Raw genomic sequence first — 23,580 nt, 5'->3', positions numbered from 1 at the left:
CAAATCCAATGTGGGAGCGGAGCTTGCCCGCGAAGAGGCCATCAGCCACGCAGACTGATCACCGGCCACCCACGCTTCTCGGCTTCCGCCCGCAGATTCGGGTCGGGATCCACCGCCACCGGATTGGTCACCTGCTCCAGCAGCGGCAGGTCATTCATCGAGTCGCTGTAGAAATAGCTGTCCTCCAGGCCATGCCCGGTTTCTTCCAGCCAACGATTCAAACGCGTCACCTTGCCCTCGCGAAAGCACGGAATATCGGTACTGCGCCCGCTGTAGCGGCCGTCGATCATCTCGCACTCGGTGGCGATCAGCGTCTCGACCCCCAGCCGCGCGGCAATCGGTCCCGTGACAAAGCGGTTGGTGGCGGTGATGATCACCAGCTTGTCGCCCGCGTCGCGGTGCTGGGCCAGCAGTTCGAGGCCCTTGGGCAGCACGATGGGCTCGATGCAGTCGCGCATATAATCACGATGCCACTCGTCCAATTGGGCCATCTCGCTGCGACCGAGAATCTCCAGGCAGAAATTCAGGTATTCGGCGTTGTCCAGGCGGCCCGCCAGGTAATCCTGGTAGAACTCATCGTTGCGGGTTTTATAGGCCACCGGATCAAGAATGCCCCGTTCGCAGAGGTAATCGCCCCAGGCGTGGTCGCTGTCGCCGCCCAAAAGTGTGTTGTCCAAGTCGAATAAAGCCAGACGCATTGCGGTTACTCGCTGATAAGCCTGTAAAAAGGCCTCCAGAATACGGTCTTTTCACAAGAGTGCACATAAGCTAGGCAGGCTCGTTGCCGCTTTCACAACCTTTGTGGAACAATGCGATGACATGCGTTTGCGAGGTGGTTGCCGTGATCGACCCCGATGGTTTCCGTCCTAATGTCGGGATAATTCTGACGAATGATGCTGGGCAGGTCCTCTGGGCGCGCCGCATCAATCAAGATGCATGGCAGTTTCCGCAAGGCGGGATCAATCCAGACGAAACGCCCGAAGACGCTTTGTACCGTGAATTGAACGAAGAAGTCGGCCTGGAACGTGAAGATGTGCAAATTCTCGCCTGTACCCGGGGCTGGTTGCGCTATCGTTTGCCGCAACGCTTGGTACGTACCCACAGCCAACCGCTGTGCATCGGCCAGAAGCAGAAATGGTTTCTCCTGCGCTTGCTCTCCAACGAGCAGCGGGTGCGGATGGATTTGACCGGTAAACCGGAGTTCGATGGCTGGCGCTGGGTCAGCTATTGGTATCCGTTGGGCCAGGTGGTGACATTCAAGCGCGAGGTCTACCGTCGCGCGCTCAAAGAGCTTGCCCCGCGCCTGTTGGCGCGCGACTGACACGGAGTTCGACCCCGAGCCATGCTCAATACGCTGCGCAAGATCGTCCAGGAAGTTAACGCCGCCAAGGATCTCAAGGCGGCGTTGGGCATTATTGTATTGCGCGTCAAAGAGGCCATGGGCAGCCAGGTCTGCTCGGTCTATTTGCTGGACCCCGAATCCAACCGCTTTGTCCTGATGGCCACCGAGGGCTTGAACAAGCGCTCGATCGGCAAGGTCAGCATGGCGCCGAATGAAGGCCTGGTTGGCCTGGTGGGTACGCGCGAAGAACCACTGAACCTGGAAAACGCCGCCGATCACCCGCGGTATCGCTACTTTGCCGAAACCGGCGAGGAGCGCTACGCCTCCTTCCTCGGTGCGCCGATCATCCACCATCGCCGCGTCGTCGGCGTGTTGGTGATCCAGCAGAAAGAGCGGCGCCAGTTCGACGAAGGCGAAGAAGCTTTCCTGGTGACCATGAGCGCCCAGCTCGCCGGTGTTATCGCCCATGCCGAGGCCACCGGTTCGATCCGCGGGCTGGGGCGTGAAGGCAAGGGTATCCAGGAGGCCAAGTTCATCGGTGTGCCGGGTTCGCCGGGCGCCGCGGTGGGCACGGCGGTGGTCATGCTGCCGCCAGCGGACCTGGATGTGGTGCCAGACAAGGCGATCATCGATATCGACGCCGAGTTGGCCCTGTTCAAGACCGCCATCGAAGGCGTGCGCGCCGACATGCGCACGCTCTCGGCAAAACTCGCGACCCAGCTGCGTCCGGAAGAGCGCGCGTTGTTCGACGTCTACCTGATGATGCTCGACGATGCCTCCCTGGGCAGCGAAATCACCAACGTGATCAAGACCGGCCAATGGGCCCAGGGCGCCTTGCGCCAGGTGGTCACCGATCACGTCAACCGTTTTGAACTGATGGACGACGCCTACCTGCGCGAACGCGCGTCGGACGTCAAGGACCTCGGGCGCCGGCTGCTGGCCTACCTGCAATCCGAACGTCAGCAGGCCATGGTCTACCCGGACAACACCATCATGGTCAGCGAAGAGCTGACCGCGGCCATGCTCGGCGAGGTGCCGGAAGGCAAGCTCAAGGGCCTGGTCTCGGTACTGGGGTCGGGTAACTCCCACGTGGCGATCCTGGCGCGGGCCATGGGCATTCCGACGGTCATGGGCCTGGTGGACCTGCCATATTCGAAGGTCGACGGCATCGAAATGATCGTCGACGGCGCGCGTGGCGAGGTGTTTACCAACCCCAGCGAAGTCCTGCGCAAGCAATACGCCGGTGTGGTGGAAGAAGAGCGCCAGTTGTCCGAGGGCCTGGACGCCTTGCGCGAACTGCCCTGCGTGACCCCTGATGGTCATCGCATGCCGCTGTGGGTCAACACCGGCCTGCTGGCGGATGTGGCCCGGGCGCAGCAGCGCGGGGCCGAGGGTGTCGGCCTGTACCGCACCGAAGTCCCGTTCATGATCAACCAACGCTTTCCGAGCGAAAAGGAACAGCTGGCGATCTATCGCGAGCAGTTGTCGGCGTTCCATCCGCAACCGGTGACCATGCGCAGCCTGGACATCGGCGGCGACAAGTCGCTGCCGTATTTCCCGATTGAAGAAGACAACCCGTTCCTTGGCTGGCGCGGCATCCGCGTGACCCTCGACCACCCGGAAATCTTCCTGGTGCAGGCGCGGGCGATGCTCAAGGCCAGCGAAGGTCTGAACAACCTGCGGATCCTGCTGCCGATGATTTCGGGCATCCATGAGATGGAAGAGGCGCTGCACTTGATCCACCGGGCCTGGGGCGAAGTGCGCGACGAAGGCACCGACGTGCCGATGCCGCCGGTGGGCGTGATGATCGAGATTCCGGCGGCGGTGTACCAGACCCGTGAGCTGGCGCGGCAGGTGGACTTCCTCTCAGTGGGTTCCAACGACCTGACCCAGTACCTGCTGGCGGTGGACCGTAACAACCCGCGGGTCGCGGACCTTTACGACTACCTGCACCCGGCGGTGCTGCAAGCCCTGCAGAACGTGGTGCGCGACGCCCATGCCGAAGGCAAGCCGGTGAGTATCTGCGGCGAGATGGCCGGTGATCCGATGGCGGCGGTGCTGTTGATGGCAATGGGCTTTGACAGCTTGTCGATGAACGCCACCAACCTGCCGAAAGTGAAATGGATGCTGCGCCAGATCAATCTGAGCAAGGCCCGGGAACTGCTGGCCCAGGTGATGACCATCGACAACCCGCAGGTGATTCGCAGTACCTTGCAGTTGGCGCTGAAGAATCTCGGCTTGTCGCGGATGGTGGTGCCGACCGTCACACATTGAGGGGGGAGGCGCTAGACCTTTAGCTCCACCTCTCCCAGATGCCCGCCATAAGGTCCGAAGCTGCGCTCCACAAGATGGCGCGTGCCGTCGGCGTGGCTGATCAGTACCGTGCTGGCCCTTGTGCCATAGCTCGGGCTGGCGATAAACACGCTGGACAACAGGCTCTCGGTCGCCAGGCCGACCCCGGTGTCCGGCAACTCGGCAAAGGGGGGGATCGTCGGATCGCCGAGCATTGCCAGCAAAGCCTCCGGCCGGGGATCGGCCAGCGTCCAGGACAATGCTGCGCGGGCCTTGAGCAGTTTCGGCCAGGGCGTATCGAGCCCGGCATTGGACAATCCGTATACACCCTCCGCCAGTTGGCGTGGCTGACTCTCATGGGAATTGAAGTGCCACAACGCGTCTGCTGTGCCTAGCAGCAGGTTGAAACCGGCGTACTCCAGCGAATTTTCGCGAATTTCGGCTAAGTAGTGGTCAATCAACAGGTCCTCGGTGAGAAAGCGTGCCACCAGCTCCCCGCGTGAACGCCGCGCCACCGGCTGGTGCGGATTGCGGATATTGGTCAAGGCAGCAAAGCGCCCCCGAGGGCCGATCCCGAGCCAGGTACCACCGGCCTCGAGATCCCGTCCCGCATAAACCTGCGGCGCTTCGGGCCATTGCGCCAGCGGCAGGCTCGGCCGGGCATAGAATTCGTCGCGGTTGGCCGCGACGATCAGCGGCTGGGCATGGCCCGGGCGCCAGGCAAAGACAATCAGGCACATCAGCTGGTCCTCGATGTTTTTGCCCACTCTACGCAGGGTATCCATCGCCATCCAGTAGAGCCGTGTGCCTCCTTCCGTTACCATGCCGGACTTGTTTCGCGGGGGCGCGCATGGAATTTCTGCTCTATCTGGTCTTGGGGGCCTGTGCCGGTGTGCTGGCCGGGCTGTTCGGCGTGGGCGGCGGGATCATTATCGTCCCGGTGCTGGTGTTCAGTTTCACCCTGCAAGGGTTCGATCCGCTGATTCTCACGCACCTGGCGGTGGGCACCTCCCTGGCGACGATCATTTTCACCTCGTTCAACACCATTCGTGGGCATCACAAGCGCGGTGCGGTGCTTTGGCCGGTATTTGTCTGGATGGCCGTGGGCATCCTGCTGGGCTCGGGCCTCGGCGCGTTGACCGCCAAGGCCATTGCCGGCCCGCACCTGCAGAAGATCATCGGCGTGTTCGCCCTGGTGGTGGCGGCGCAGATGGCGCTGAACCTCAAGCCCAAGGCCAGCCGCAACGTGCCGGGCAAGTTCGGTCTCGGCCTGGTGGGGGCGGTGATCGGCTGGGCCTCGGCGATTTTCGGCATCGGCGGCGGCTCGCTGACCGTACCGTTTCTGACCTGGCGCAGCGTGCCGATGCCACAGGCGGTGGCGACGTCCTCGGCCTGCGGCTTGCCGATTGCCCTGGCCAGCACCTTGAGTTTCATGCTCCTGGGTTGGCACGAGCCGTTGTTGCCGGCCCACAGCCTGGGCTTTATCTATTTGCCGGCCTTGCTCGGCATTGCCCTGACCAGTATGTTTTTTGCTCGTTTCGGTGTGCAGATGGCGCACCAGTTGTCGCCGCTGTTGCTCAAGCGGCTGTTTGCCGGCCTGTTGTTCGTGGTCGGTATGAAGTTCCTGATCTGAGCCACAGGTTCGGTTCAGTCGTGCAGGCGCAATATTGGCTTAATGGCACGGTCGCAAGATGACCCGCCGGCTCGGGCGATTGCTGTTCGCCGGGCTCTGAACTTTTACTCTATCGAGGAGTTGCAATGCTGCCTTACCCGCAGATTGACCCGGTGGCCCTGGCCATCGGCCCGCTGAAAATCCACTGGTACGGCCTGATGTACCTGGTCGGCATTGGCGGTGCGTGGCTGCTGGCTTCCCGGCGCCTGAACCGTTTCGACCCGACCTGGACCAAGGAAAAACTCTCCGACCTGATCTTCTGGCTGGCCATGGGCGTGATCGTCGGCGGGCGCCTGGGCTATGTGCTGTTCTACGACCTGAGCGCCTACCTGGCCAACCCGACGCTGATTTTCGAAGTCTGGAAGGGCGGTATGGCGTTCCATGGTGGCTTCATCGGGGTGATGGTGGCGGCCTGGTGGTTTGGCCGGCGCAACGGCAAGTCGTTCTTCCAACTGATGGACTTTGTCGCGCCGATGGTGCCGATCGGCCTGGGTGCCGGGCGCATCGGCAACTTCATCAACGCCGAACTGTGGGGCAAGCCGACCGATTTGCCGTGGGCGATGATCTTCCCGCCGTTCAGCGACCCGGCCCAGTTGCCGCGTCACCCGTCGCAGCTGTACCAGTTCGCCCTGGAAGGCGTGGCCCTGTTCGTGATCCTCTGGTTGTTCTCGCGCAAGCCGCGGCCGACCATGGCGGTCTCGGGCATGTTCGCCTTGTTCTACGGGATCTTCCGTTTTGTCGTCGAGTTCGTCCGGGTGCCGGATGCGCAGCTCGGCTATCTGGCGTTCGGCTGGGTGACCATGGGGCAGATTCTCAGTCTGCCGATGATCATCGGCGGCCTGGGTTTATTGTGGTTCGCCTATCACCGCGCCGCGACCCCTCCGGCCGCGAAAGGCGCCACGCTTTAAATTCGGATCGGGGCCCGCGGGCCCCGTATTCAAGGATGCAGGTAACTCATGAAGCAATATCTCGAACTGGTCGCCCACGTCATCAACAACGGCACCAAACAGGCCAACCGTACCGGCGTGAACACCATCAGTTTCCCCGGGGCGATGTTGCGTTATGACCTCAAGGAAGGTTTTCCGGCGATCACCACCCGCAAGATGGCCTTCAAGTCCGCTGTCGGCGAGATGTGCGGTTTTCTCCGTGGGGTGAACAACGCCGCCGAGTTTCGCGCGCTGGGCTGTAAGGTCTGGGACCAGAACGCCAATGAAAACGCGCAGTGGCTGGCCAACCCGTTCCGCCAGGGCGAAGACGATCTGGGCGAGATCTATGGAGTGCAATGGCGTAAATGGCCGGCGTACAAGCAGATTGCCAAGAGTAATGTCGCGGCTATCGAGCAGACCCTGGGCCAGGGTTACCGGCAGATTGCCGAGGGCGAGGAAGGCGGCCAGGCCTATGTGGTGCTGTATAAGGCCATCGACCAGGTGCGCCAGTGCGTCGACACCATCATCAAGGACCCGGGCAGCCGGCGGATCCTGTTCCATGGCTGGAACTGCGCGCAGCTGGATGAAATGGCCTTGCCGCCGTGCCATTTGCTCTATCAGTTCCATCCGAATGTGGAGACGAAGGAGATTTCTCTGACCCTTTACATTCGTTCGAACGACCTGGGGTTGGGCACGCCGTTCAACCTGACCGAAGGCGCCGCGCTGCTCAGCCTGATCGGGCGCCTGACCGGTTATACGCCGCGCTGGTTCACCTATTTTATCGGCGATGCCCATGTATATGAAAACCACCTGGATATGCTCAACGAACAGCTGACGCGGGAGCCGTTTCCGATGCCGAAGTTGGTGATTTCCGAGCGTGTGCCGGAGTTTGCCAAGACGGGTGTGTATCAGCCGGAGTGGCTGGAGCGGGTGGAGCCGGGGGATTTCTCGCTGGAAGGCTACCAGCACCATGCGCCGATGACGGCGCCGATGGCGGTCTGAGCCGTCTCAGTCAAGCGGTCTCAAGTCTGGCCGAGATTTGTGGCGAGCGGGCTTGCCCGCGCTGGGGGGCGAAGCCCCCCTAAAATCAGCTACCCCACTGTGTCAGGCAGAACGCAGTCACAGGTTTTGGGGGCGCTTCGCACCCCAGCGCGGGCAAGCCCGCTCGCCACAGAGGCCCTCAATGCCCGTGACTTCTTCCGACATGTGAGTGCTCTTCAGCCGCCACCACACTGCCGCTGACTTCCAACCGCTGCAAAATCCCGCACTGATCCAGATCCGGCCCGCCGCCACAACGCTGACGCAGATCCAGCAATTGCACCTGCAACGCAAGCAACCCATCAATCCGCGCCTTGACGTGAAGGATATGCTCATCAATCAGCGCATTCACGCTTTCGCACTGATCCTGCGGACTGTCGCGCAGTCCCAGCAAGCTGCGAATCTCCTCCAGCGTCATGTCCAGGCTGCGGCAGTTGCGGATAAAGGTCAGGCGTTCCACATGCGCCTGGGTGTACAGGCGGTAGTTGCCTTCGCTGCGCGCCGGCTCCGGCAGCAGGTTTTCCTTTTCGTAGTAACGGATGGTTTCCACCTGGCAGTCGGTGAGTTTCGCCAGTTCGCCAATCTTCATCGCTCGATCTCGCAAAAGGGTGCTTGACCCTATAGTGACTACAGGGTGTTCACTTGGCAACAAGCACTTTCAGGGACGCACCCATGAGCGACTCCATCCATCCTTCGCACAAGCCCGGCAGCGATCACACGCATGCTGGCCACGATCACGATCACGATCACGATCACGATCACGGCCATGCTTATGAGCACGGTCCTGCCGATAAGCCGGCTCCCCAGTCTTTCCGTGTCCTCCAGCCGGTGACGGCTTCCCACTCCCATGGCGCGGCCGGGCATGCGCATAGCTGCTGTTCGAGCGCCGAAGCCCCGGCGTTGATCAAGCTCAGCGAGACCACCAGCGCCGACGCACGTTTGAGCCGTTTCCGCATCGAAGCCATGGATTGCCCCACCGAGCAGACGCTGATCCAGAACAAGCTCGGCAAGCTGGCGGGTGTGCAGCAGCTTGAGTTCAATCTGATCAACCGGATCCTCGGCGTGACCCATGACCTGTCGTCGACCACGCCGATCATCGACGCCATCAAGTCCCTGGGCATGCAGGCCGAGCCGCTGGAAGAGGGCGCAAGCGCCGAAACCCCAAGCCAGCCGGCGGCGAAGAAGCCCTGGTGGCCCCTGGCGCTGTCCGGTGTCGCTGCATTGGCCGCCGAAGTGATTCACTTCACCGGTCTGGCCCCGACCTGGGTGGTGGCCATTATCGCGCTGGTTTCCATTCTCAGCGGTGGCCTGAGCACCTATAAAAAGGGCTGGATCGCCCTGAAGAACCGCAACCTGAATATCAACGCGCTGATGAGCATCGCCGTGACCGGCGCCGTGCTGATCGGCCAGTGGCCGGAAGCGGCGATGGTGATGTTCCTTTTCACCATTGCCGAGTTGATCGAAGCCAAGTCGCTGGACCGTGCGCGCAACGCCATCAGCGGCCTGATGCAGATGACGCCGGAGCAGGCCACCGTACGCCAGCCCGACGGTGAATGGGTCGAGCGTGAGGTGAAAAGCATCGAACTGGGCACGTTGGTGCGTGTGCGGCCCGGTGAGCGCATCGGCCTCGACGGCGAAGTGGTCTACGGCAGCTCCAGCGTCGATCAGGCACCGATCACCGGCGAAAGCCTGCCCATCGAGAAGAATCCGGGCGACAAGGTCTTCGCCGGCACCATTAACCAGGCCGGTTCGCTGGACTATCGGGTGACCGCCGTTGCGGGCAACTCGACCCTGGCGCGGATCATCCATGCCGTCGAGCAGGCCCAGGGTGCACGGGCGCCGACCCAGCGTTTCGTCGATACCTTCGCGAAAATCTACACCCCCGCAGTGTTCGCCTTCGCCCTGGCGGTGGCGGTGCTGCCGCCGCTGTTCATGAACGGCCTGTGGTTCGACTGGATCTACCGGGCGCTGGTCCTGCTGGTGGTTGCCTGTCCGTGCGCGCTGGTGATTTCGACCCCGGTGACCATCGTCAGCGGCCTGGCCGCCGCCGCCCGCAAAGGCATCCTGGTCAAGGGCGGGGTGTATCTGGAAAGCGGGCACCAGCTCGATTACCTGGCCCTGGACAAGACTGGCACCATTACTCACGGCAAGCCGGTACTGACCGATTTCCTGGTCCTCGCCCCACAGGCCCTCGATACCGCATCGGCGATTGCCGCCAGCCTCGCGGCGCGCTCCGACCATCCGGTGTCCCTGGCAATTGCCCGCGACGGGCAGGACAAACAGTACGCACGACTCGACGTCGAGGCGTTCGAAGCCCTGAGTGGGCGCGGGGTGCGCGGTGAGATCGGCGGTCAGGGTTACTACCTGGGCAACCATCGCCTGGTGGAAGACCTCGGCCTTTGCTCGCCGGCCCTGGAGGAAAAGCTCTTCGCCCTGGAAAAACAAGGCAAGAGCGTGGTGCTGTTGCTCGACGCCTCTGGCCCACTGGCCTTGTTCGCGGTGGCCGATACGGTCAAGGACTCCAGCCGCGAAGCGATCCGCGAGTTGCACGCCATGGGGATCAAGACCCTGATGTTGACCGGGGACAACGTCCATACCGCCGCCGCTATTGCCGCCCAGGTCGGGATCGACGAGGCCCGCGGCGACCTGTTGCCCACCGACAAACTGCAGGCCATTGAAGAGCTGTATGCCCGTGGCCATCAGGTCGGCATGGTCGGCGACGGTATCAACGATGCCCCGGCCCTGGCCCGCGCCGAGATCGGTTTCGCCATGGCCGCCGCCGGTACCGACACCGCCATCGAGACCGCCGATGTCGCCCTGATGGACGATGATCTGCGCAAGATTCCGGCTTTCATTCGCCTTTCGCGCCAGACCGCGCGTATCCTCAGGCAAAATATCGCCCTGGCACTGGTGATCAAGGCGATCTTCCTGGCGGTGACGTTCCTGGGCTTTGCGACCATGTGGATGGCGGTGTTCGCCGATATGGGCGTCAGCCTGCTGGTGGTGTTCAATGGGTTGCGCCTGTTGCGCAAGTAAACGAATGAGAGGGTGATGTGCTGAGTGCCGAGCTGAAGGCGTTTTACATGGTCGCCCGCTTGGGCAGCATCACCCTGGCGGCGAAAAAGCTCGGGCTCAGCCAGCCCACGGTGACCACCCAGATCCGTCATCTGGAAAGCCAGTACTCGGTCGAGTTGTTCTATCGCGGTGGTCGGCGTTTGAGCGTCAGTGAAGACGGTGCGCGCCTGCTGCCGATGGTCAAGACGTTGTTGCAGCAGGAAGCCGATATCGAGTTTTTCCTGCGTAATGCCGGGCAGGTACAGGGCACCTTGCGGATTGCCGCAACGGCGCCATATTACATCCTCGATCTGGTGAAGGCCTTTCGCGAGCGCTTGCCGCAGGTGGAAGTGTCGGTGGAGATCGGCAACTCCCAGCAGGTGCTGGAGGCGCTGGAGGATTATCGGGTCGATGTCGCGGCTTCGTCGCAGTTGCTGGAGGACCCGCGCCTGATCCGCCGGGTGCTGGGCAGCGATCCACTGGTGCTGGCGGTGCATCGCAACCATCCCCTGGCGGCACATGATCATGTGCCGTTGAGTGCGCTGGCCGGGCATTGCCTGCTGATGCGCGAGCCTGGGTCGACCACCCGGCAACTGACGGAAGAGCTGTTGCGTAACGCGCAGGTCAGTTATGGCCCGCTGCTGGAGATCGGCAGTCGTGAGTCGATCCGTGAGGCGGTGCTGCGCAATATCGGCATCAGCATCATTGCCCGGCAGGAAGTCCCTCACGACCCGCAACTGCGGGTGCTGACTATCGAGAATGCCCCGCAGATTCCCGAATACCTGTATTGCCTCAAGGAACGCAAGGCGGCGCGCCTGCCTGCAGCATTTCTGGGGTTGGCGCAGGAAATGGCGCCGGTCTGACAGAACCGTGGTGAATGGCCGTCTGCTGCGCAGCCGTTCGCGGGCAAGCTCCGCTCCCACAGGTTTCGCGCTGTGTAGAGGATATTTGTACGACGCATTCATTGTGGGAGCGGAGCTTGCCCGCGAAGGCGTCAGTCCAGACAACCCATACCTTCAACCCAAATCTACCAATACCACTATCGGAAACTTTGGCCTCGTTGCCACATAGCCTACGCATTCCCTCCCTAGCATGACCCTCATCCGCTTGATGAGGTCCGTCCATGAACAACTCGATCGCCAATGCCCTGGCCAACCCCGGCGCGCCGATGAAGGTGCGCGGTGTGCGCAAGCGCTTCGGTGCCTTCACCGCGCTGGATAACGTCTCCCTGGACGTGGCCGCCGGCGAACTGGTCTGCCTGCTTGGCCCGTCCGGCTGCGGCAAGACCACCTTGCTGCGCTGCATCGCCGGCCTGGAGCGCCAGGACGATGGCGAGTTGTTCCTCGGCGAGCGCAACGTCTCCGAACTGCCACCGCAAGCCCGTGACTACGGCATCCTGTTCCAGTCCTACGCGCTGTTCCCCAATCTGACGGTCGAGGCAAATATCGCCTATGGCCTGGCCGGTAGCGGTCGTGAGGTAACCCGCAAGCGTGTCGGCCAGATGCTGGAACTGGTCGGTCTGCTCGGCAGCGAGAAGAAATACCCCGGGCAACTCTCCGGCGGCCAGCAACAGCGGGTCGCCCTGGCCCGCGCCCTGGCTCCGGCGCCCTCGCTGTTGCTGCTCGACGAACCGATGTCGGCCCTCGACGCCCGGGTCCGTGAGCATCTGTGCACCGAGTTGCGCCAGCTGCAACGCAATCTCGGCGTGACCACCCTGATGGTCACCCACAACCAGGACGAGGCCATGCTGATGGCCGACCGTATCGCCGTGATGAACAACGGTAAGGTCGAGCAGTACGCCACGCCCCAGGAAATCTACGATAGGCCGGCCACACCGTTCGTTGCCGAGTTCGTTGGCCAGGGCAACTGGCTGCCGTTCCAACGCAGCAGCGACAGCCATGCGCGGGTCGGCGGCATGGATGTGCGCCTGGCCGATGGCAGCGCCCGCGCCGCCTCCGGTCGGCTGTTCTGCCGCCCCGAAGCGATCAACGTCAACCCGCCGGTGCATGAGGAAAACCTGTTTCCGGCGCGGGTGCGTGAAATCACCTTCCTCGGCAATCGCTGCCGCATGAGTTTCGAACTCAACCAATTACCCGGGCACGCGCTGTTGGCCGAAGTCGGCCCACAGGACATGCCGCGCCTCGGGGCTCCGGATATCTGGGTGGCCTTGCCGCCGCGCAGCCTCCAGGTCTTTGCCTGAGATGGCCGTGGAAATCAGCCTGCCCCTGTCCCGGCAGTCGAGCATGAAGACCGCCCGGGTCGGTCTCGGCGATCGTCTGTTCGTGGTCGGCGGCAAACTGCTCTGGCTCTGCCTGCTGGGCGTGGCGGTGCTGCTGCCGTTGCTGGCGATCTTCTGGCGCGGCTTCAGCAACGAAGCCGGGCAAGGCGGTGGCTGGGTCGCGGCGAAGGAACTGGTGAACAGCGACAACTTCCACTGGCTGCTGGGCAATAGCCTGAAAGTTTCCCTCAGTGTGGCGGCCATCGTCGTACCGTTGGCTTATCTGTTTGCCTACGCCCTGCAACGGACCCTGATTCCCGGCAAGCCGTTGTGGCGCGCCCTGTCGCTGTTGCCGCTGATGGCACCGTCGATGCTGCCGGGTATCGCGCTGGTCTACCTGTTTGGCAACCAGGGTCTGTTGCGTGGCCTGCTGTCGGAGAATATCTACGGTTTCTGGGGCATGGTCCTCGGCGAAGCCATCTACACCTTTCCCCATGCCTTGATGATTCTGATCTCGGCTTTGTCCCTGGCCGATGCGCGTTTGTTCGATGCCGCGTCGAGCATGGGCGCCAGCCCCTGGAAAGCCTTTCACAGCATCACCTGGCCGGCCAGCCGCCAGGCGGTGTTCGCCGCCTTCTGCCTGGTGTTCACCCTGACCATCACCGACTTCGGTGTACCGGTGGTGGTGGGCGGCGACTATCAAGTGCTGGCGCTGGAGGCCTACAAGGCGGTGGTCGGCCAGCAGCAGTTCGGCCGCGGTGCCTTGATCGGCATGATCCTGTTGCTGCCGGCGCTGTTCAGTTTTACCGTCGATGCCTGGCTGCGCCGTCGCCATGGCGAGGCCATGAGCGGCCGGGCCCAGGTGTTCAAGCCGGCAGCGTCCCGCCGCCGCGACGCCTGTTACCTGGTGATCGTACTGTTGATCTGCGCGGTGCTGCTGCTGGTATTCGGCATGGCGGTGTACTCGTCGCTGGTAAAGTTCTGGCCGTACAACCTGTCGCTGTCGTTCAGTCACTACGCCTTCAATGCGACCACCGGTAGCGGTTGGTTGGCCTACCGCAACAGCCTGACCCTGGCCTTGAGCACAGCGCTGATCGGCAGCGGGCTGATTTTCACCGGCGCCTACCTGATGGAGAAAACCCGCAGCCAGAGTGGCCTTAACCTGGCCTTGCGCATTCTCGGCTTTGTCCCGATGGCGGTTCCGGGCCTGGTCCTGGGCCTGGGCTACGTGTTCTTTTTCAACCTCAATGGCAACCCGCTGAATGTGTTCTACGGGACCATGACCCTGCTGGTGGTCTGCACCATTGCCCATTACCTGACCACCGCGCAGATGACCGCCACCACGGCGTTGCGCCAGCTCGACAGCGAGTTCGAAGCCGCCGCCCTGTCGCTCAAGGCGCCGCTCTACCGGCATTACCTGCGGGTCACGCTACCAATCTGCCTGCCGGCGCTGCTGGACATCGTGCGCTACCTGTTCGTCTCGGCGATGACCACGGTGTCGGCGGCGATCTTTCTCTACAGCCCGGACACCATCCTCGCGGCGGTGGCGGTGCTGAACATGGACGACGCCGGCAACGTCGGCGGCGCCGCCGCCATGTCGAGCCTGATCCTGTTTACCTCGGTGGCCGTGTCGCTGCTGCTGGCCTGGGCTTCGCGCGGCGTGCTGCGCCGCTCTCAGGGCTGGCGGCAGACCGAGCCCGGCCATTGATCCCGCGCCAATGTTTTGCCCAACCCCAACCGCACTCACCAAGGAACCGCACCATGTTCAAGCCCCTGGCTCTTGCCGCTGCTGTCCTCACTGCTTTCAGCCTGAATGCCTTTGCCGCGAAAACCGAGTTGACCGTGTACACGGCCCTCGAGTCCGAGCAGTTGAGCGCCTACAAAAAAGCTTTTGAGGCGACCTACCCGGACGTGGAGATTAAATGGGTGCGCGACTCCACCGGCATCATCACCGCCAAGCTGCTGGCCGAAAAGGCCCGTCCGCAGGCCGATGCGGTCTGGGGCCTGGCGGCTTCCAGCCTGGCGATCCTCGATCAGCAGGGCATGCTGCAAAGCTACGCCCCCAAGGACCTGGGCAAGATCGGCAACAACTATCGCGATACGGCGAACCCGCCTTCATGGGTCGGCATGGACGTGTGGGCGGCGACCATCTGCTTCAACACCGTTGAAGCCGAGAAGCAGCATCTGAGCAAACCGGTGAGCTGGCAGGACCTGACCAAGCCCGAGTACAAGGGCAAGATCGTGATGCCGAACCCGGCGTCGTCGGGTACCGGCTTCCTCGATGTCAGCGCCTGGTTGCAGACCTTCGGCCAGCAGCAAGGCTGGAAGTACATGGATGACCTGCACCAGAACATCGGCCAGTACGTTCACTCCGGCTCCAAGCCGTGCAAGCTGGCGGCGGCGGGCGAGTTCCCGATCGGCATTTCGTTTGAATACCCGGCTGTGCAGTTGAAGCGCCAGGGCGCGCCACTGGACATCATCCTGCCGAAGGAAGGCCTGGGTTGGGAGATCGAGGCTACGGCGGTGATCAAGGGCACTCCGCATGAAGAGGCGGCGAAAAAACTCGCGGATTTCTCGGCCAGCCCCGCGGCGATGGAGTTGTACAAGGAAAACTTCGCCGTACTGGCGCAGCCGGGCATTGCCAAGCCGCAGACCGAACTGCCGGCGGACTACGAGCAGCGCCTGATCAAGAACGACTTTGCCTGGGCGTCGAAGAACCGCGACGAAATCCTGACCGAATGGCGCAAGCGTTATGACGGCAAGTCGGAGAAATTGCCTCAGTAACCTCTTTGTCTGACTCGCGGGCCTCTTCGCGGGCAAGCACCGCTCCCACAGGTTCGTGTCGAACACATCATGTGCGTACGACACGAACCTGTGGGAGCGGTGCTTGCCCGCGAACCGCGCAGCGGCCATTCCCCTCAGGACCCCCCTCAATGAAAAATCACAGCGACATCCTCATCGTCGGCGCCGGCATCCTCGGCCTGTGCCACGCCTATGCCGCCGCCCGGCGCGGTCTCAAGGTCACGGTCTTCGAGCGCAGCGCCACGCCCCTGGGCGCTTCGGTGCGCAACTTCGGCCAGGCCCTGGTCACTGGCCAGCCGCCGGGCATCATGTCCGAGCTGGCCCGCGCCAGCCGGGAGATCTGGGCCCAATGGGCACAACAGGCCGGCTTTGCGCTCAAACGCAACGGCTCGTACCTGTTCGCCCGCACTGAAGCCGAAGAACATCTGCTCGACGCATTTTGTGCCGGACGCGCCGAGGAGCAGGGCTATCGCGTCGAGTTACTGCGTGGCGCCGCACTGAACGACCTCTACCGTGGCCAATTCAGCCATCACCGCGCCGCGCTGCATGGTCTGGACGACCAGCAGCTCTACTCGCGCGAGGCGATTCCGACGCTGATCGAGTACCTGCGCCGCGAGCTGAGCGTGACCTTCCACTTCTCGACCCTGGTCCGCGAGGTCGAGCCGGGCCAGTTGCACAGCACCGCCGGCACCTTCCATGGGGAACAGATCATCGTCTGTTCCGGCCACGATTATCAGACCCTGCTGGCCGAGCCCATCAGCCGGTTGCAACCGGGCATCTGCCGCCTGCAAATGCTCCGCGCCCGGCCCCGGGTCGAGCTGAACCTGCAACACGCCTTGCTCACCGGCCTGAGCTGCGTGCACTACGGCGCCTTTGCCGATCTGCCGGAAGCGGCGGCCGTCCAGGCCGAGATCCTGCGCGACAGTCCATACCTGCACGAACACGGCATTCACCTGTTGATCAGCCCGACCCCTTATGGCGACCTGATCATCGGCGACTCCCACCACTACGGCAGCGATGCCTCGCCGTTCAATGCCGAACAGGTCGATACCTGGCTGCTGGAACTGGCCGAGCAGACCCTGGGCTGCAAGGTGCAGGTGCTCGAGCGTTGGCAGGGCGTCTATGGCGCCAAGGGGCCGGGACCTTTTTCGTTCCTCCAGGCCGCACCGGGGTTGAGTGCCGCGTTGATGCACACGGGTGTTGGCATGAGCGTCGGCCCGGCCCTGGGCGAAGGCAATATTGCGCGCTTGCTGGGGGAGTCGGCATGAAGTCCGTCGAGCAGGTGCTGGACGAAGTCTTCGGTCTGTACCAGCAGTTCGGCAGCGCCGACTATATCGGTGAGCCGGTGTCCCAGCTGGAGCATATGTCCCAGGCCGCGCAGTTGGCGCTGGCCGAGGGCTTCGACGATGAAGTGGTACTGGCGGCGTTCTTCCACGATATCGGGCATATCTGCCCGTCTGATGAACGGCCGGGAGGGGACATGGGCGGTTATGGCGTGGTCAGTCACGAGCACCTCGGCGCCGACTACTTGCGCCGGTGCGGCTTCAGCGAGCGGCTGGCGCGGCTGGTGGAGTATCACGTTCAGGCCAAGCGTTTTCTGACATTGCGTGAGCCTGGGTACTACGAGCGGTTGAGCGAAGCGAGTCGTCGTACCCTGGAGTACCAGGGCGGTGTCATGACGGAGGACGAGGCCCACAAATTCGAGCAGGACCCGTTGTGTGCCGTGAGCCTGCGGATGCGCCATTGGGACGAGCAGGCCAAGCTTGGAGAGGTACCGGTGATCGACCTGCAACTGTTGCGCGCCAAGGCGGCGAAGTTCCTACATGCCCATGCGGCTTTGCGCTGTTCTCCAGAGACTATTCGGATATAAATAAATACGACCTTGGCTGAAGATAGCACTCGCAGTTCAAGCACGGCGCGTCGTTCCGGAACTGTCTGAAAGTTCGATTCGACGGCGCTCTCGCCGGCCGACTCGATGTTGTCTTCATCCAATAATAATGCCGAGGTCCATACCTATGCTGGAAGCAACCCAACAAGAAAACACCCTTCAGGAAATGACCCTCGAAGAGGCCCAGGACGTTCGTGGTTCCGGGTTCTTCACCGATTTCGGTCCGATCCTCGACAAAGCCGTCGACTGGATCTCCGAAGGCCTGAAAAAAGCCAGCTGATCGGGCACTTGATGCCAGGGCGATAGCTATCGCCCATTGTGTAGGAGCCGGCTTGCTGGCGATGGCGTCCGGATGGGCAACGCGAGACCTTACGGCCGTATCGCCCGCAAGCCGGTTCCTGCAGGGTGCATCGTGTCCCCAGTCTGTATTCCTTCATCGGCGCGTGCCCTGTCGCGTCGGTTGTCATGCACGAGTTCACCTATGCTTGAGTTGGGCAAGGTCGCGCCGCGAGCGGCGCCGGCCCCCGTGGTCTTCGCCTGGTTCGTCTGCCTGTTTTTCGCCGGTGGCCTGGTCTTGCTGTTTATCGGCAATTACGCGAAGAAAGAAGATGTCCAGGGCCGGGTCCTTACCCGCGATGTGGTCCGCATCACCAGTGAGCGCCCCGCTCATATCCGCGAAGTGCTGGTCGAGGCCGGTGCTTCGGTGAGCAAGGACCAGCCTCTGGTACGGATCCGTACCCTGGAGCCGGAAAGCTTCAACGAAGGCAGTGACAAACCCCTTTCCGCCCAAAGCGCCGAGCGCCTCGGCAGCCTGCTGGAGGACGCCGCCAGCGATGAAACCCAGGCCCGTTCGGCTCACGAAACCCAGAAAAAACTCCTGCAATTGCAGATCGAGCAGTTGCACAAGGATCTGCAACTCACCGCCACCATCAAGCGTTCGATCCAGCGCCGGGCCGCGATTGCCCAGGAAAACCGCCAGCGTCACGAGCGCCTGGCGGCCGAAGGCGCGGTGTCCGTGGCGGCGCTGAACGAGGCGATCGTCAAGCACGAGACGGTCCTCCAGGACCTGGCCAACAACGACCTCGCCCAGGCCAGCGCGCAGCAGCGGATCCTCGAGCTGGAGCAGCGCGGCAGCGAAGCCGATCACACTCTTACCAGCCGTCTCAGTGACCTTGCCCGGCAACGGCATGACTTGCGCGAACGCCTCGAAAACCTCAACAAGAGCCAGGAATATGTCCTGCTGTCGCCCGTCGAGGGGGTGGTCGATGCCGTCTCGGTATTCCCAGGCGCCCGGGCCCAGGGTGGCCAGCCGATGATGTTGCTGCGCATCAGCCGGGCGCTGCAGGAGGCACCGGTGGTGGTCCTCGATGTCAGTCCCGCGGCCATCGGTTTCGCCGGCGCCGGTACCGAAGTCATCGTGCGGGTCGATGCGTTTCCCTATGAACGTTATGGCGTGATCAAAGGACAGATCGTGCGCAGCACTGCCAGCACCTACCTGGAAGCCCCACCCGGTGCCAGAACCGATGGCGAGGAACCGGGGCCGACCTATCGGGCCGAGGTGAAGCTCGACTTTTCCGACCCGCGCACCAAGATCCGCCAGGACTGGCTCAAGGACGGCATGACCCTCAGCGGTTCGTTGCGCCTGGAGCGCCTGAACCTGATGGAGTGGCTGTTCCTGCCGGTACTCCGGGGGCTGGCCGGCAATCCGGACTATCTGCCGGCGTTGGGCACCCCGGCACGACCCGTGGGTGAGTCGGCATGAGCCGGCTCAAGCAGTCGCTGCGCGAAGCCCTGGCCCGTTCGCGGCAGTTGTTCCAGCGCACGGTCCCGGTGATTCTCCAGGACGAAATGTCCGAATGCGGCATGGCCTCGATTGCCATGGTCGCCGGCTATCACGGCAAGGCCCTGACCTTGCGCGAGATGCGCCAACGCTATCGGGTGGCGCGGGACGGCATGTCCTTGTTCCAGGTGATCAAGGTCAGCGAAGAACTGGGCTTCAGCTGCCGCCCGCTGCGCTTGCAACTGCATGACGTGCGGCAACTGCGCACGCCGTCGATCCTGTTCTGGAACAACATGCACTTCGTCGTGCTGCAATCCAGCAACCGTCAGGGGCTGCAGATCGTCGACCCGGCGGTGGGGCGGCGCTTCTATAGCTGGGAAGAGGCGCTGTCGATGTTCAGCGGCGCGGCGCTGGAAATGCTTCCGGGGCTGGGCTTCACCACCCAGGTCCAGCGGCGGGTGTCCGGCACCTTCGGCCCGCTTGGCATCCTGCGCAACAACACCTGGCTGTTGCGCTACCTGGTGCCCATGGGGCTGCTCTCGGTGGTCGGCTACTTCGGCGCCATCGCCGCGCCCAAGCTGTTTTCCCTGACCATCGATGAGGTGGTGGCGAAGAACGACGAGGATTTCCTGTTTCTGATCCTCTATGTCTTTGGCGGGATCTTTCTGTTCAAGAGCCTCGCCGCCTGGCTGCGGGCGGTCCTCGACATGCGCCTGCGCATCGCCTTGAGCCAGGACCTGTCCACCGGGGTTATCGCCTGGCTGTTACGGCTGCCGGTGAGTTACTTCGAACGCCGCGCCCCCGGCGATATCCTGCGGCGGACCCAGGCTACCGACAAAGCCTTCGTGCAGTTCACCGCCGGCTGGATGGATATCGCCATCGACCTGGCTTTCGGCATGGCGTTCCTGGCGCTGATGGCCTTGATCAATGCCAAGTTGGCGGCGTTGTCGTTGCTGCTGTGCCTGCTGTTTTTCCTGTTTCGCGGCCTGACCCTGCCGGTGATGGAGAAACACCACAAGACCTCGATCGAAGCCGAGACGGCGCGCAACGTGACCTTGCTCGGCACCCTGGGCAATGTCGAGTCGATGAAGCTCTACAACTACGAAGCGGCCAAGCTGGCGAACTGGAGCAACCAGCACACCGACACCGAAATGGCCCGCGCCGGCGTCCAGCGTTTGCAGGCGATGAACCAGGTGGTGCATGAAGGGCTGTCCCACGGTCATTCGCTGCTGGTCAGCGCCCTCGGCGCGCTGGCCGTGCTCCATGGCGAGAACAGCGTCGGCGACCTGTTCGCCTTCGTCCTCTACAAGGACATGTTCATGGGCTGTGCGCTGAAGGTGGTCGACAGCTATATGAACCTGCGACTGGTGAAGGTCGAGCTCAGGCGGGTCGAGGAAATCGTCGATGAGCCGGCCGAACAGGTGGAGTCAAGCGTGTACAGCGCCGATCCTCTCGGCCAGCAGCAACCCTTGCGCTCGATCCAGATCGAAGGCGCGCGTTTCCGCTACAGTTCGTTCGACCGGCCAACCTTCGAGGACCTGAGTTTCAGCCTCGAAGGCCCGTGCCGGCGTATCGCGATATTCGGCCCTTCGGGCTGCGGCAAGAGCACCTTCCTGAAAGTGCTCGCCGGGTTCTATGCCCTGGACACGGGACGCTTCAGGATCAACGGCCTGGCGATGCGGCATTTCGGTTTGCGCCGCTACCGCCAGAGTGTGGCCTATGTCACCGCTCACGACGAGATCATCGCCGGTACGGTGATCGAGAATATCCTGATGGACAGCGACCCACTGGACGGCACGCGTTTGCAGAGCTGTGTCGAGCAGGCCGGGTTGCTGGAGAGCATCCTGAAACTGAGCAACGGCTTCAACACCTTGCTTGGGCCCATGGGGGTGCAATTGTCCTCGGGCCAGAAGCAACGCTTGCTGATCGCCCGGGCGTTGTATCGGCGCCCGGAGTTGTTGTTGCTCGATGAGCCGACCTCCCATCTGGACCCCAGTGCTCGCGATGTCATCATCGAGACCGTGCGCCGCTTACCCATGCTGTGTGTGATCGTGACCCACGACAAGGCCGTGGCCGCGGCCTGCGACACGGTGTTGCTGATGCATCAGGGGCGTTTGCGACCCTTGAGCGGCGCGGCGCGATGAATCCGTTTCGCCCGGGCTGGCCGATCCGCCGCTGGCTGTGGTGGATGCGTTGCAAGGCCGGGTTGCGGGTGCGCCTGGTGAAAGGGCTGGCGTTGATCTTTCGCCTGAAAATCGCACACCGAGGCTTGCCGCTGTTGCCGGCGATCCTGCTGCGGTTGCCGTCGGCGTGGCGCGGCCCGGACTACAACGCGTGCCGGCAGAACCTCGAATTGTTCGGACTGGAACCCCGCGCCTGTCGGCTGGTGGCCTGCCGCTACAGCGCCATCCAGTTGCAGTGCGCGATCTACCAGGTACTTTATCCGCGCAATCATCCCGAACGCTTGCGCGCCTGGATTCGCGCGATTGCCTGGCACGACCCCGAGCAACATTGGCCGCGTACGCGGGTGCGTTCGACCATCATCGTGCTGGCTCACACGGGCGAGTACTGGATGACGGTGGCCTGCCTGATCGAGCGCTACCCGGCCCCGAAGCGCTTCATCATCCCGATCTGGAACTTCAACGATCCGCTGACCCGGCGCTCCCTCAAGAGCCTGGAAGCCTTCGGTCACCGCGTGGATATTCTCGACAGCAACGATCCAAAGACCGCGCTGGCAATTGCCCGGGCGCTCAAGCGCGGTGATCAGGTGCTGATCTTTGCCGACCTGCCGGTGAGCTTCGGCGGGGTGCGTTCCGGCGAGCCGGTGGATGGGCGCCTGTTCGGCCGCGCCGCGCAATTCGTCAAGGGACCGATGTTCCTCGCGGCGAAAATGCAGTGCGATGTATTGCTGGCGGGGCATCGGGCCCGGCTCGGCGGCTGCGGTGAGCTGCATGTGATCCAGTGGATCAGCAGGGCCGCCGCGTCGGATATGCAGGCGCAATGGGCGCGGGCGATGGAGTCTTTCATTGGTGCGGCCCCGGAGCACTGGTTCTACCTGGCGCGGCTGGAGGCCTTCTACCAGCGGCAAAAAAGTTCGGAGGAGAAAGCCTCGGGGTTGCCAGGACTTCTGCAACGACGGAGGCCCGGATGAAGGCGCGTTACCCTGGGCTGGCGCTGCTGCTGCTGGCGGGTTGTTCGTTCATTCCCGACTACCGGCAACCATCGCCGACCGTGGCTGAGTACTGGCGTGACGCGGGGACGCAGGGCGATACCGGGTCGTTGCCGGACTGGCGCGAAGTTTTTCTCGACCCCGAGCTGCAAGCGCTGATCGAGCTGGCGCGCACGCATAACCGTGATCTGCAGGTTGCCGTCCTGCGTATTGATGAGGCGCGAGCGTTGTATGGGATTTCCGCTGCCGATCAATGGCCCGGCGGGGGCGTCGACGGCTCGGTACAGCGGCAGAAGATTTCCGCGGCGGACTCGCCTACCCGCAAGGCGGTGATCCATGAGCAGGGGCAGTTCCGGCTGGGCATCACCGCCTTTGAACTGGACCTCTGGGGGCGGGTCCGGGCGTTGAAAGCTGAAGCCGGGCAGCGTCTGGTCGCCCGTGAGGAAGATGCCTTGAGCGTGCAGATCAGTCTGGTCGGCGAGGTCGCGACGGCTTACTACGAGCATCATGCCTATCTTGAGTTGCATCGGCAGAACCACCGGTTGCTGGAGCGGGCGGGCGAGTCGAAACGTCTGATCGGGCGCCGCCAGGAACTGGGGCTGGCGAGCGAGCTGGAGTTGCGCCAGGCCGATGCACTGGCTTTGACACTGGCGGCCGAAATGGCCGACGCGGACCGTCAACAACGCCTGGCCCTGAACCGGCTGGAGCTGTTGGTGGGGACCACACTGGAGCCTGCGCGGTTTTCCTCCACGCCCAGGGGCGATGGGCCGCAGTTGCCGGAGATCGCTCCGGGCCTACCTTCCGAGTTGCTGGTGCGACGCCCGGATATCCGCGCCGCCGAGGCCCGGCTCAAGGCCTTCAACGCCAATATCGGTGCCGCCCGGGCGGCTTTTCTGCCGAGCATTTCCCTGACCGGGTTCTTCGGTGTCAGCAGTCCGCAATTGAGCGAGCTGTTTTCCGGGGAAGCCAAGGGCTGGTCCTTCACCCCGGCCGTGACGTTGCCGTTGTTCGATATGGGGCGACGTTTCGTGCAGCTTGAGCTGTCCAAGGTGCAGCGTGAGATTGCCGTGGTCGAGTACCAGCGTTCGATCCAGCAGGCTTTTCGTGAAGTGGCCGATGCCTTGGCGTCGAATGAACCGCTCAATCGGCAGCTCGATGTGCAGCAACGGCTGGTGCGTAGCGAATCGCGCCGCGTCGAGCTGGCGCAGTTGCTCTATCAGGATGGCCTGAACAGCTACCTCGAAGTACTCGATGCCCAGCGTGGCCTGAGCACGGCGCGGCAAGCGCTGATCAGGACCCGCTTGTTGCAGGTGAGCAATCGTATCTCGCTTTACAAGAGCCTGGGGGGAGGGTGGTCCTGAGTCGTGCCGTGCCTTTCAGGGATGGGCGTACATTCGTA

The 23,580-nt window shown here is 63.0% G+C and carries 20 protein-coding genes; 17 read left to right on the top strand and 3 right to left on the bottom strand.

The window, feature by feature from the left end; translation table 11 throughout:
* Positions 1-41 precede the first annotated feature (41 nt).
* Positions 42-698: an HAD family hydrolase gene (locus M5B99_RS17665; RefSeq protein ID WP_248805240.1), complete on the bottom strand. Its 657-nt coding sequence runs from the start codon at positions 696-698 to the stop codon at positions 42-44.
* A gap of 143 nt (positions 699-841) precedes the next feature.
* On the opposite strand from M5B99_RS17665, the gene M5B99_RS17660 reads away from it, so the two are divergent.
* Positions 842-1,321 (top strand): RNA pyrophosphohydrolase, encoded by a 480-nt coding sequence (locus M5B99_RS17660; protein WP_040071746.1) that lies wholly within the window; start codon positions 842-844, stop codon positions 1,319-1,321.
* A 21-nt stretch (positions 1,322-1,342) separates the two neighbouring features.
* Positions 1,343-3,616: a phosphoenolpyruvate--protein phosphotransferase gene (gene ptsP / locus M5B99_RS17655; protein ID WP_248805239.1), complete on the top strand. Its 2,274-nt coding sequence runs from the start codon at positions 1,343-1,345 to the stop codon at positions 3,614-3,616.
* Positions 3,617-3,627: 11 nt separating this feature from the next.
* Here ptsP and M5B99_RS17650 read toward each other — a convergent pair whose 3' ends face one another.
* Positions 3,628-4,374, bottom strand: coding sequence for an NRDE family protein (locus M5B99_RS17650; RefSeq protein WP_248805271.1), 747 nt, complete (start codon positions 4,372-4,374; stop codon positions 3,628-3,630).
* Positions 4,375-4,484: 110 nt separating this feature from the next.
* On the opposite strand from M5B99_RS17650, the gene M5B99_RS17645 reads away from it, so the two are divergent.
* From M5B99_RS17645 to M5B99_RS17635, 3 genes are all read left to right on the top strand, one after another.
* Entirely contained in the window at positions 4,485-5,267 is a 783-nt protein-coding gene (locus M5B99_RS17645) for a sulfite exporter TauE/SafE family protein (RefSeq protein WP_248805238.1), read from the top strand.
* A gap of 125 nt (positions 5,268-5,392) precedes the next feature.
* The gene (gene lgt, locus M5B99_RS17640) at positions 5,393-6,214 is read left to right on the top strand and encodes a prolipoprotein diacylglyceryl transferase (protein ID WP_248805237.1); all 822 of its coding nucleotides are present in this window, start codon (positions 5,393-5,395) and stop codon (positions 6,212-6,214) included.
* Between the two features lie 48 nt (positions 6,215-6,262).
* On the top strand, positions 6,263-7,234 hold the full coding sequence (locus M5B99_RS17635) for a thymidylate synthase (RefSeq protein WP_248805236.1): 972 nt from the start codon (positions 6,263-6,265) through the stop codon (positions 7,232-7,234).
* A gap of 178 nt (positions 7,235-7,412) precedes the next feature.
* Here the strand turns inward: M5B99_RS17635 and cadR are convergent, their stop codons facing one another.
* Positions 7,413-7,859, bottom strand: coding sequence for a Cd(II)/Pb(II)-responsive transcriptional regulator (gene cadR / locus M5B99_RS17630; protein ID WP_248805235.1), 447 nt, complete (start codon positions 7,857-7,859; stop codon positions 7,413-7,415).
* An 83-nt stretch (positions 7,860-7,942) separates the two neighbouring features.
* Between cadR and M5B99_RS17625 the strand changes: the two genes are divergently transcribed.
* The 12 genes from M5B99_RS17625 to M5B99_RS17570 all read left to right on the top strand — a co-directional run bounded on the left by M5B99_RS17625 (position 7,943) and on the right by M5B99_RS17570 (position 23,542).
* Positions 7,943-10,306, top strand: coding sequence for a heavy metal translocating P-type ATPase (locus M5B99_RS17625; RefSeq protein WP_248805234.1), 2,364 nt, complete (start codon positions 7,943-7,945; stop codon positions 10,304-10,306).
* A 17-nt stretch (positions 10,307-10,323) separates the two neighbouring features.
* Positions 10,324-11,187 carry a LysR family transcriptional regulator gene (locus M5B99_RS17620; protein ID WP_248805233.1) on the top strand — a complete coding sequence of 288 codons (864 nt, stop codon included), beginning with the start codon at positions 10,324-10,326 and terminating at the stop codon, positions 11,185-11,187.
* Positions 11,188-11,447: 260 nt separating this feature from the next.
* Positions 11,448-12,524 carry a putative 2-aminoethylphosphonate ABC transporter ATP-binding protein gene (locus M5B99_RS17615; RefSeq protein ID WP_248805232.1) on the top strand — a complete coding sequence of 359 codons (1,077 nt, stop codon included), beginning with the start codon at positions 11,448-11,450 and terminating at the stop codon, positions 12,522-12,524.
* A gap of 1 nt (position 12,525) precedes the next feature.
* A complete protein-coding gene (locus M5B99_RS17610) occupies positions 12,526-14,250 on the top strand; it encodes a putative 2-aminoethylphosphonate ABC transporter permease subunit (RefSeq protein ID WP_248805231.1) in 1,725 nt (574 codons plus the stop codon).
* Between the two features lie 53 nt (positions 14,251-14,303).
* The gene (locus M5B99_RS17605; protein ID WP_248805230.1) at positions 14,304-15,326 is read left to right on the top strand and encodes a putative 2-aminoethylphosphonate ABC transporter substrate-binding protein; all 1,023 of its coding nucleotides are present in this window, start codon (positions 14,304-14,306) and stop codon (positions 15,324-15,326) included.
* 149 nt (positions 15,327-15,475) lie between these two features.
* Positions 15,476-16,612 (top strand): TIGR03364 family FAD-dependent oxidoreductase, encoded by a 1,137-nt coding sequence (locus M5B99_RS17600; protein WP_248805229.1) that lies wholly within the window; start codon positions 15,476-15,478, stop codon positions 16,610-16,612.
* A complete protein-coding gene (locus M5B99_RS17595) occupies positions 16,609-17,214 on the top strand; it encodes a phosphonate degradation HD-domain oxygenase (protein WP_248805228.1) in 606 nt (201 codons plus the stop codon). Before M5B99_RS17600 ends, M5B99_RS17595 begins: the two co-directional genes overlap by 4 nt.
* A gap of 145 nt (positions 17,215-17,359) precedes the next feature.
* Positions 17,360-17,512, top strand: coding sequence for a hypothetical protein (locus M5B99_RS17590; protein WP_248805227.1), 153 nt, complete (start codon positions 17,360-17,362; stop codon positions 17,510-17,512).
* Between the two features lie 201 nt (positions 17,513-17,713).
* Positions 17,714-18,994 (top strand): HlyD family secretion protein, encoded by a 1,281-nt coding sequence (locus tag M5B99_RS17585; protein WP_248805226.1) that lies wholly within the window; start codon positions 17,714-17,716, stop codon positions 18,992-18,994.
* Positions 18,991-21,156, top strand: a complete 2,166-nt coding sequence (locus M5B99_RS17580) for a peptidase domain-containing ABC transporter (RefSeq protein ID WP_248805225.1) — start codon at positions 18,991-18,993, stop codon at positions 21,154-21,156. The genes M5B99_RS17585 and M5B99_RS17580 overlap by 4 nt, the downstream gene beginning before the upstream one ends.
* Positions 21,153-22,163 (top strand): hypothetical protein, encoded by a 1,011-nt coding sequence (locus tag M5B99_RS17575; protein WP_248805224.1) that lies wholly within the window; start codon positions 21,153-21,155, stop codon positions 22,161-22,163. Before M5B99_RS17580 ends, M5B99_RS17575 begins: the two co-directional genes overlap by 4 nt.
* Entirely contained in the window at positions 22,160-23,542 is a 1,383-nt protein-coding gene (locus tag M5B99_RS17570) for an efflux transporter outer membrane subunit (RefSeq protein ID WP_248805223.1), read from the top strand. The genes M5B99_RS17575 and M5B99_RS17570 overlap by 4 nt, the downstream gene beginning before the upstream one ends.
* Positions 23,543-23,580 lie beyond the last annotated feature (38 nt).

Origin of the sequence: Pseudomonas sp. MWU13-2100 (assembly GCF_023242365.1) — a bacterium.
GTDB lineage: Bacteria > Pseudomonadota > Gammaproteobacteria > Pseudomonadales > Pseudomonadaceae > Aquipseudomonas.
This window is presented reverse-complemented; position numbering and strand designations above follow the sequence as displayed.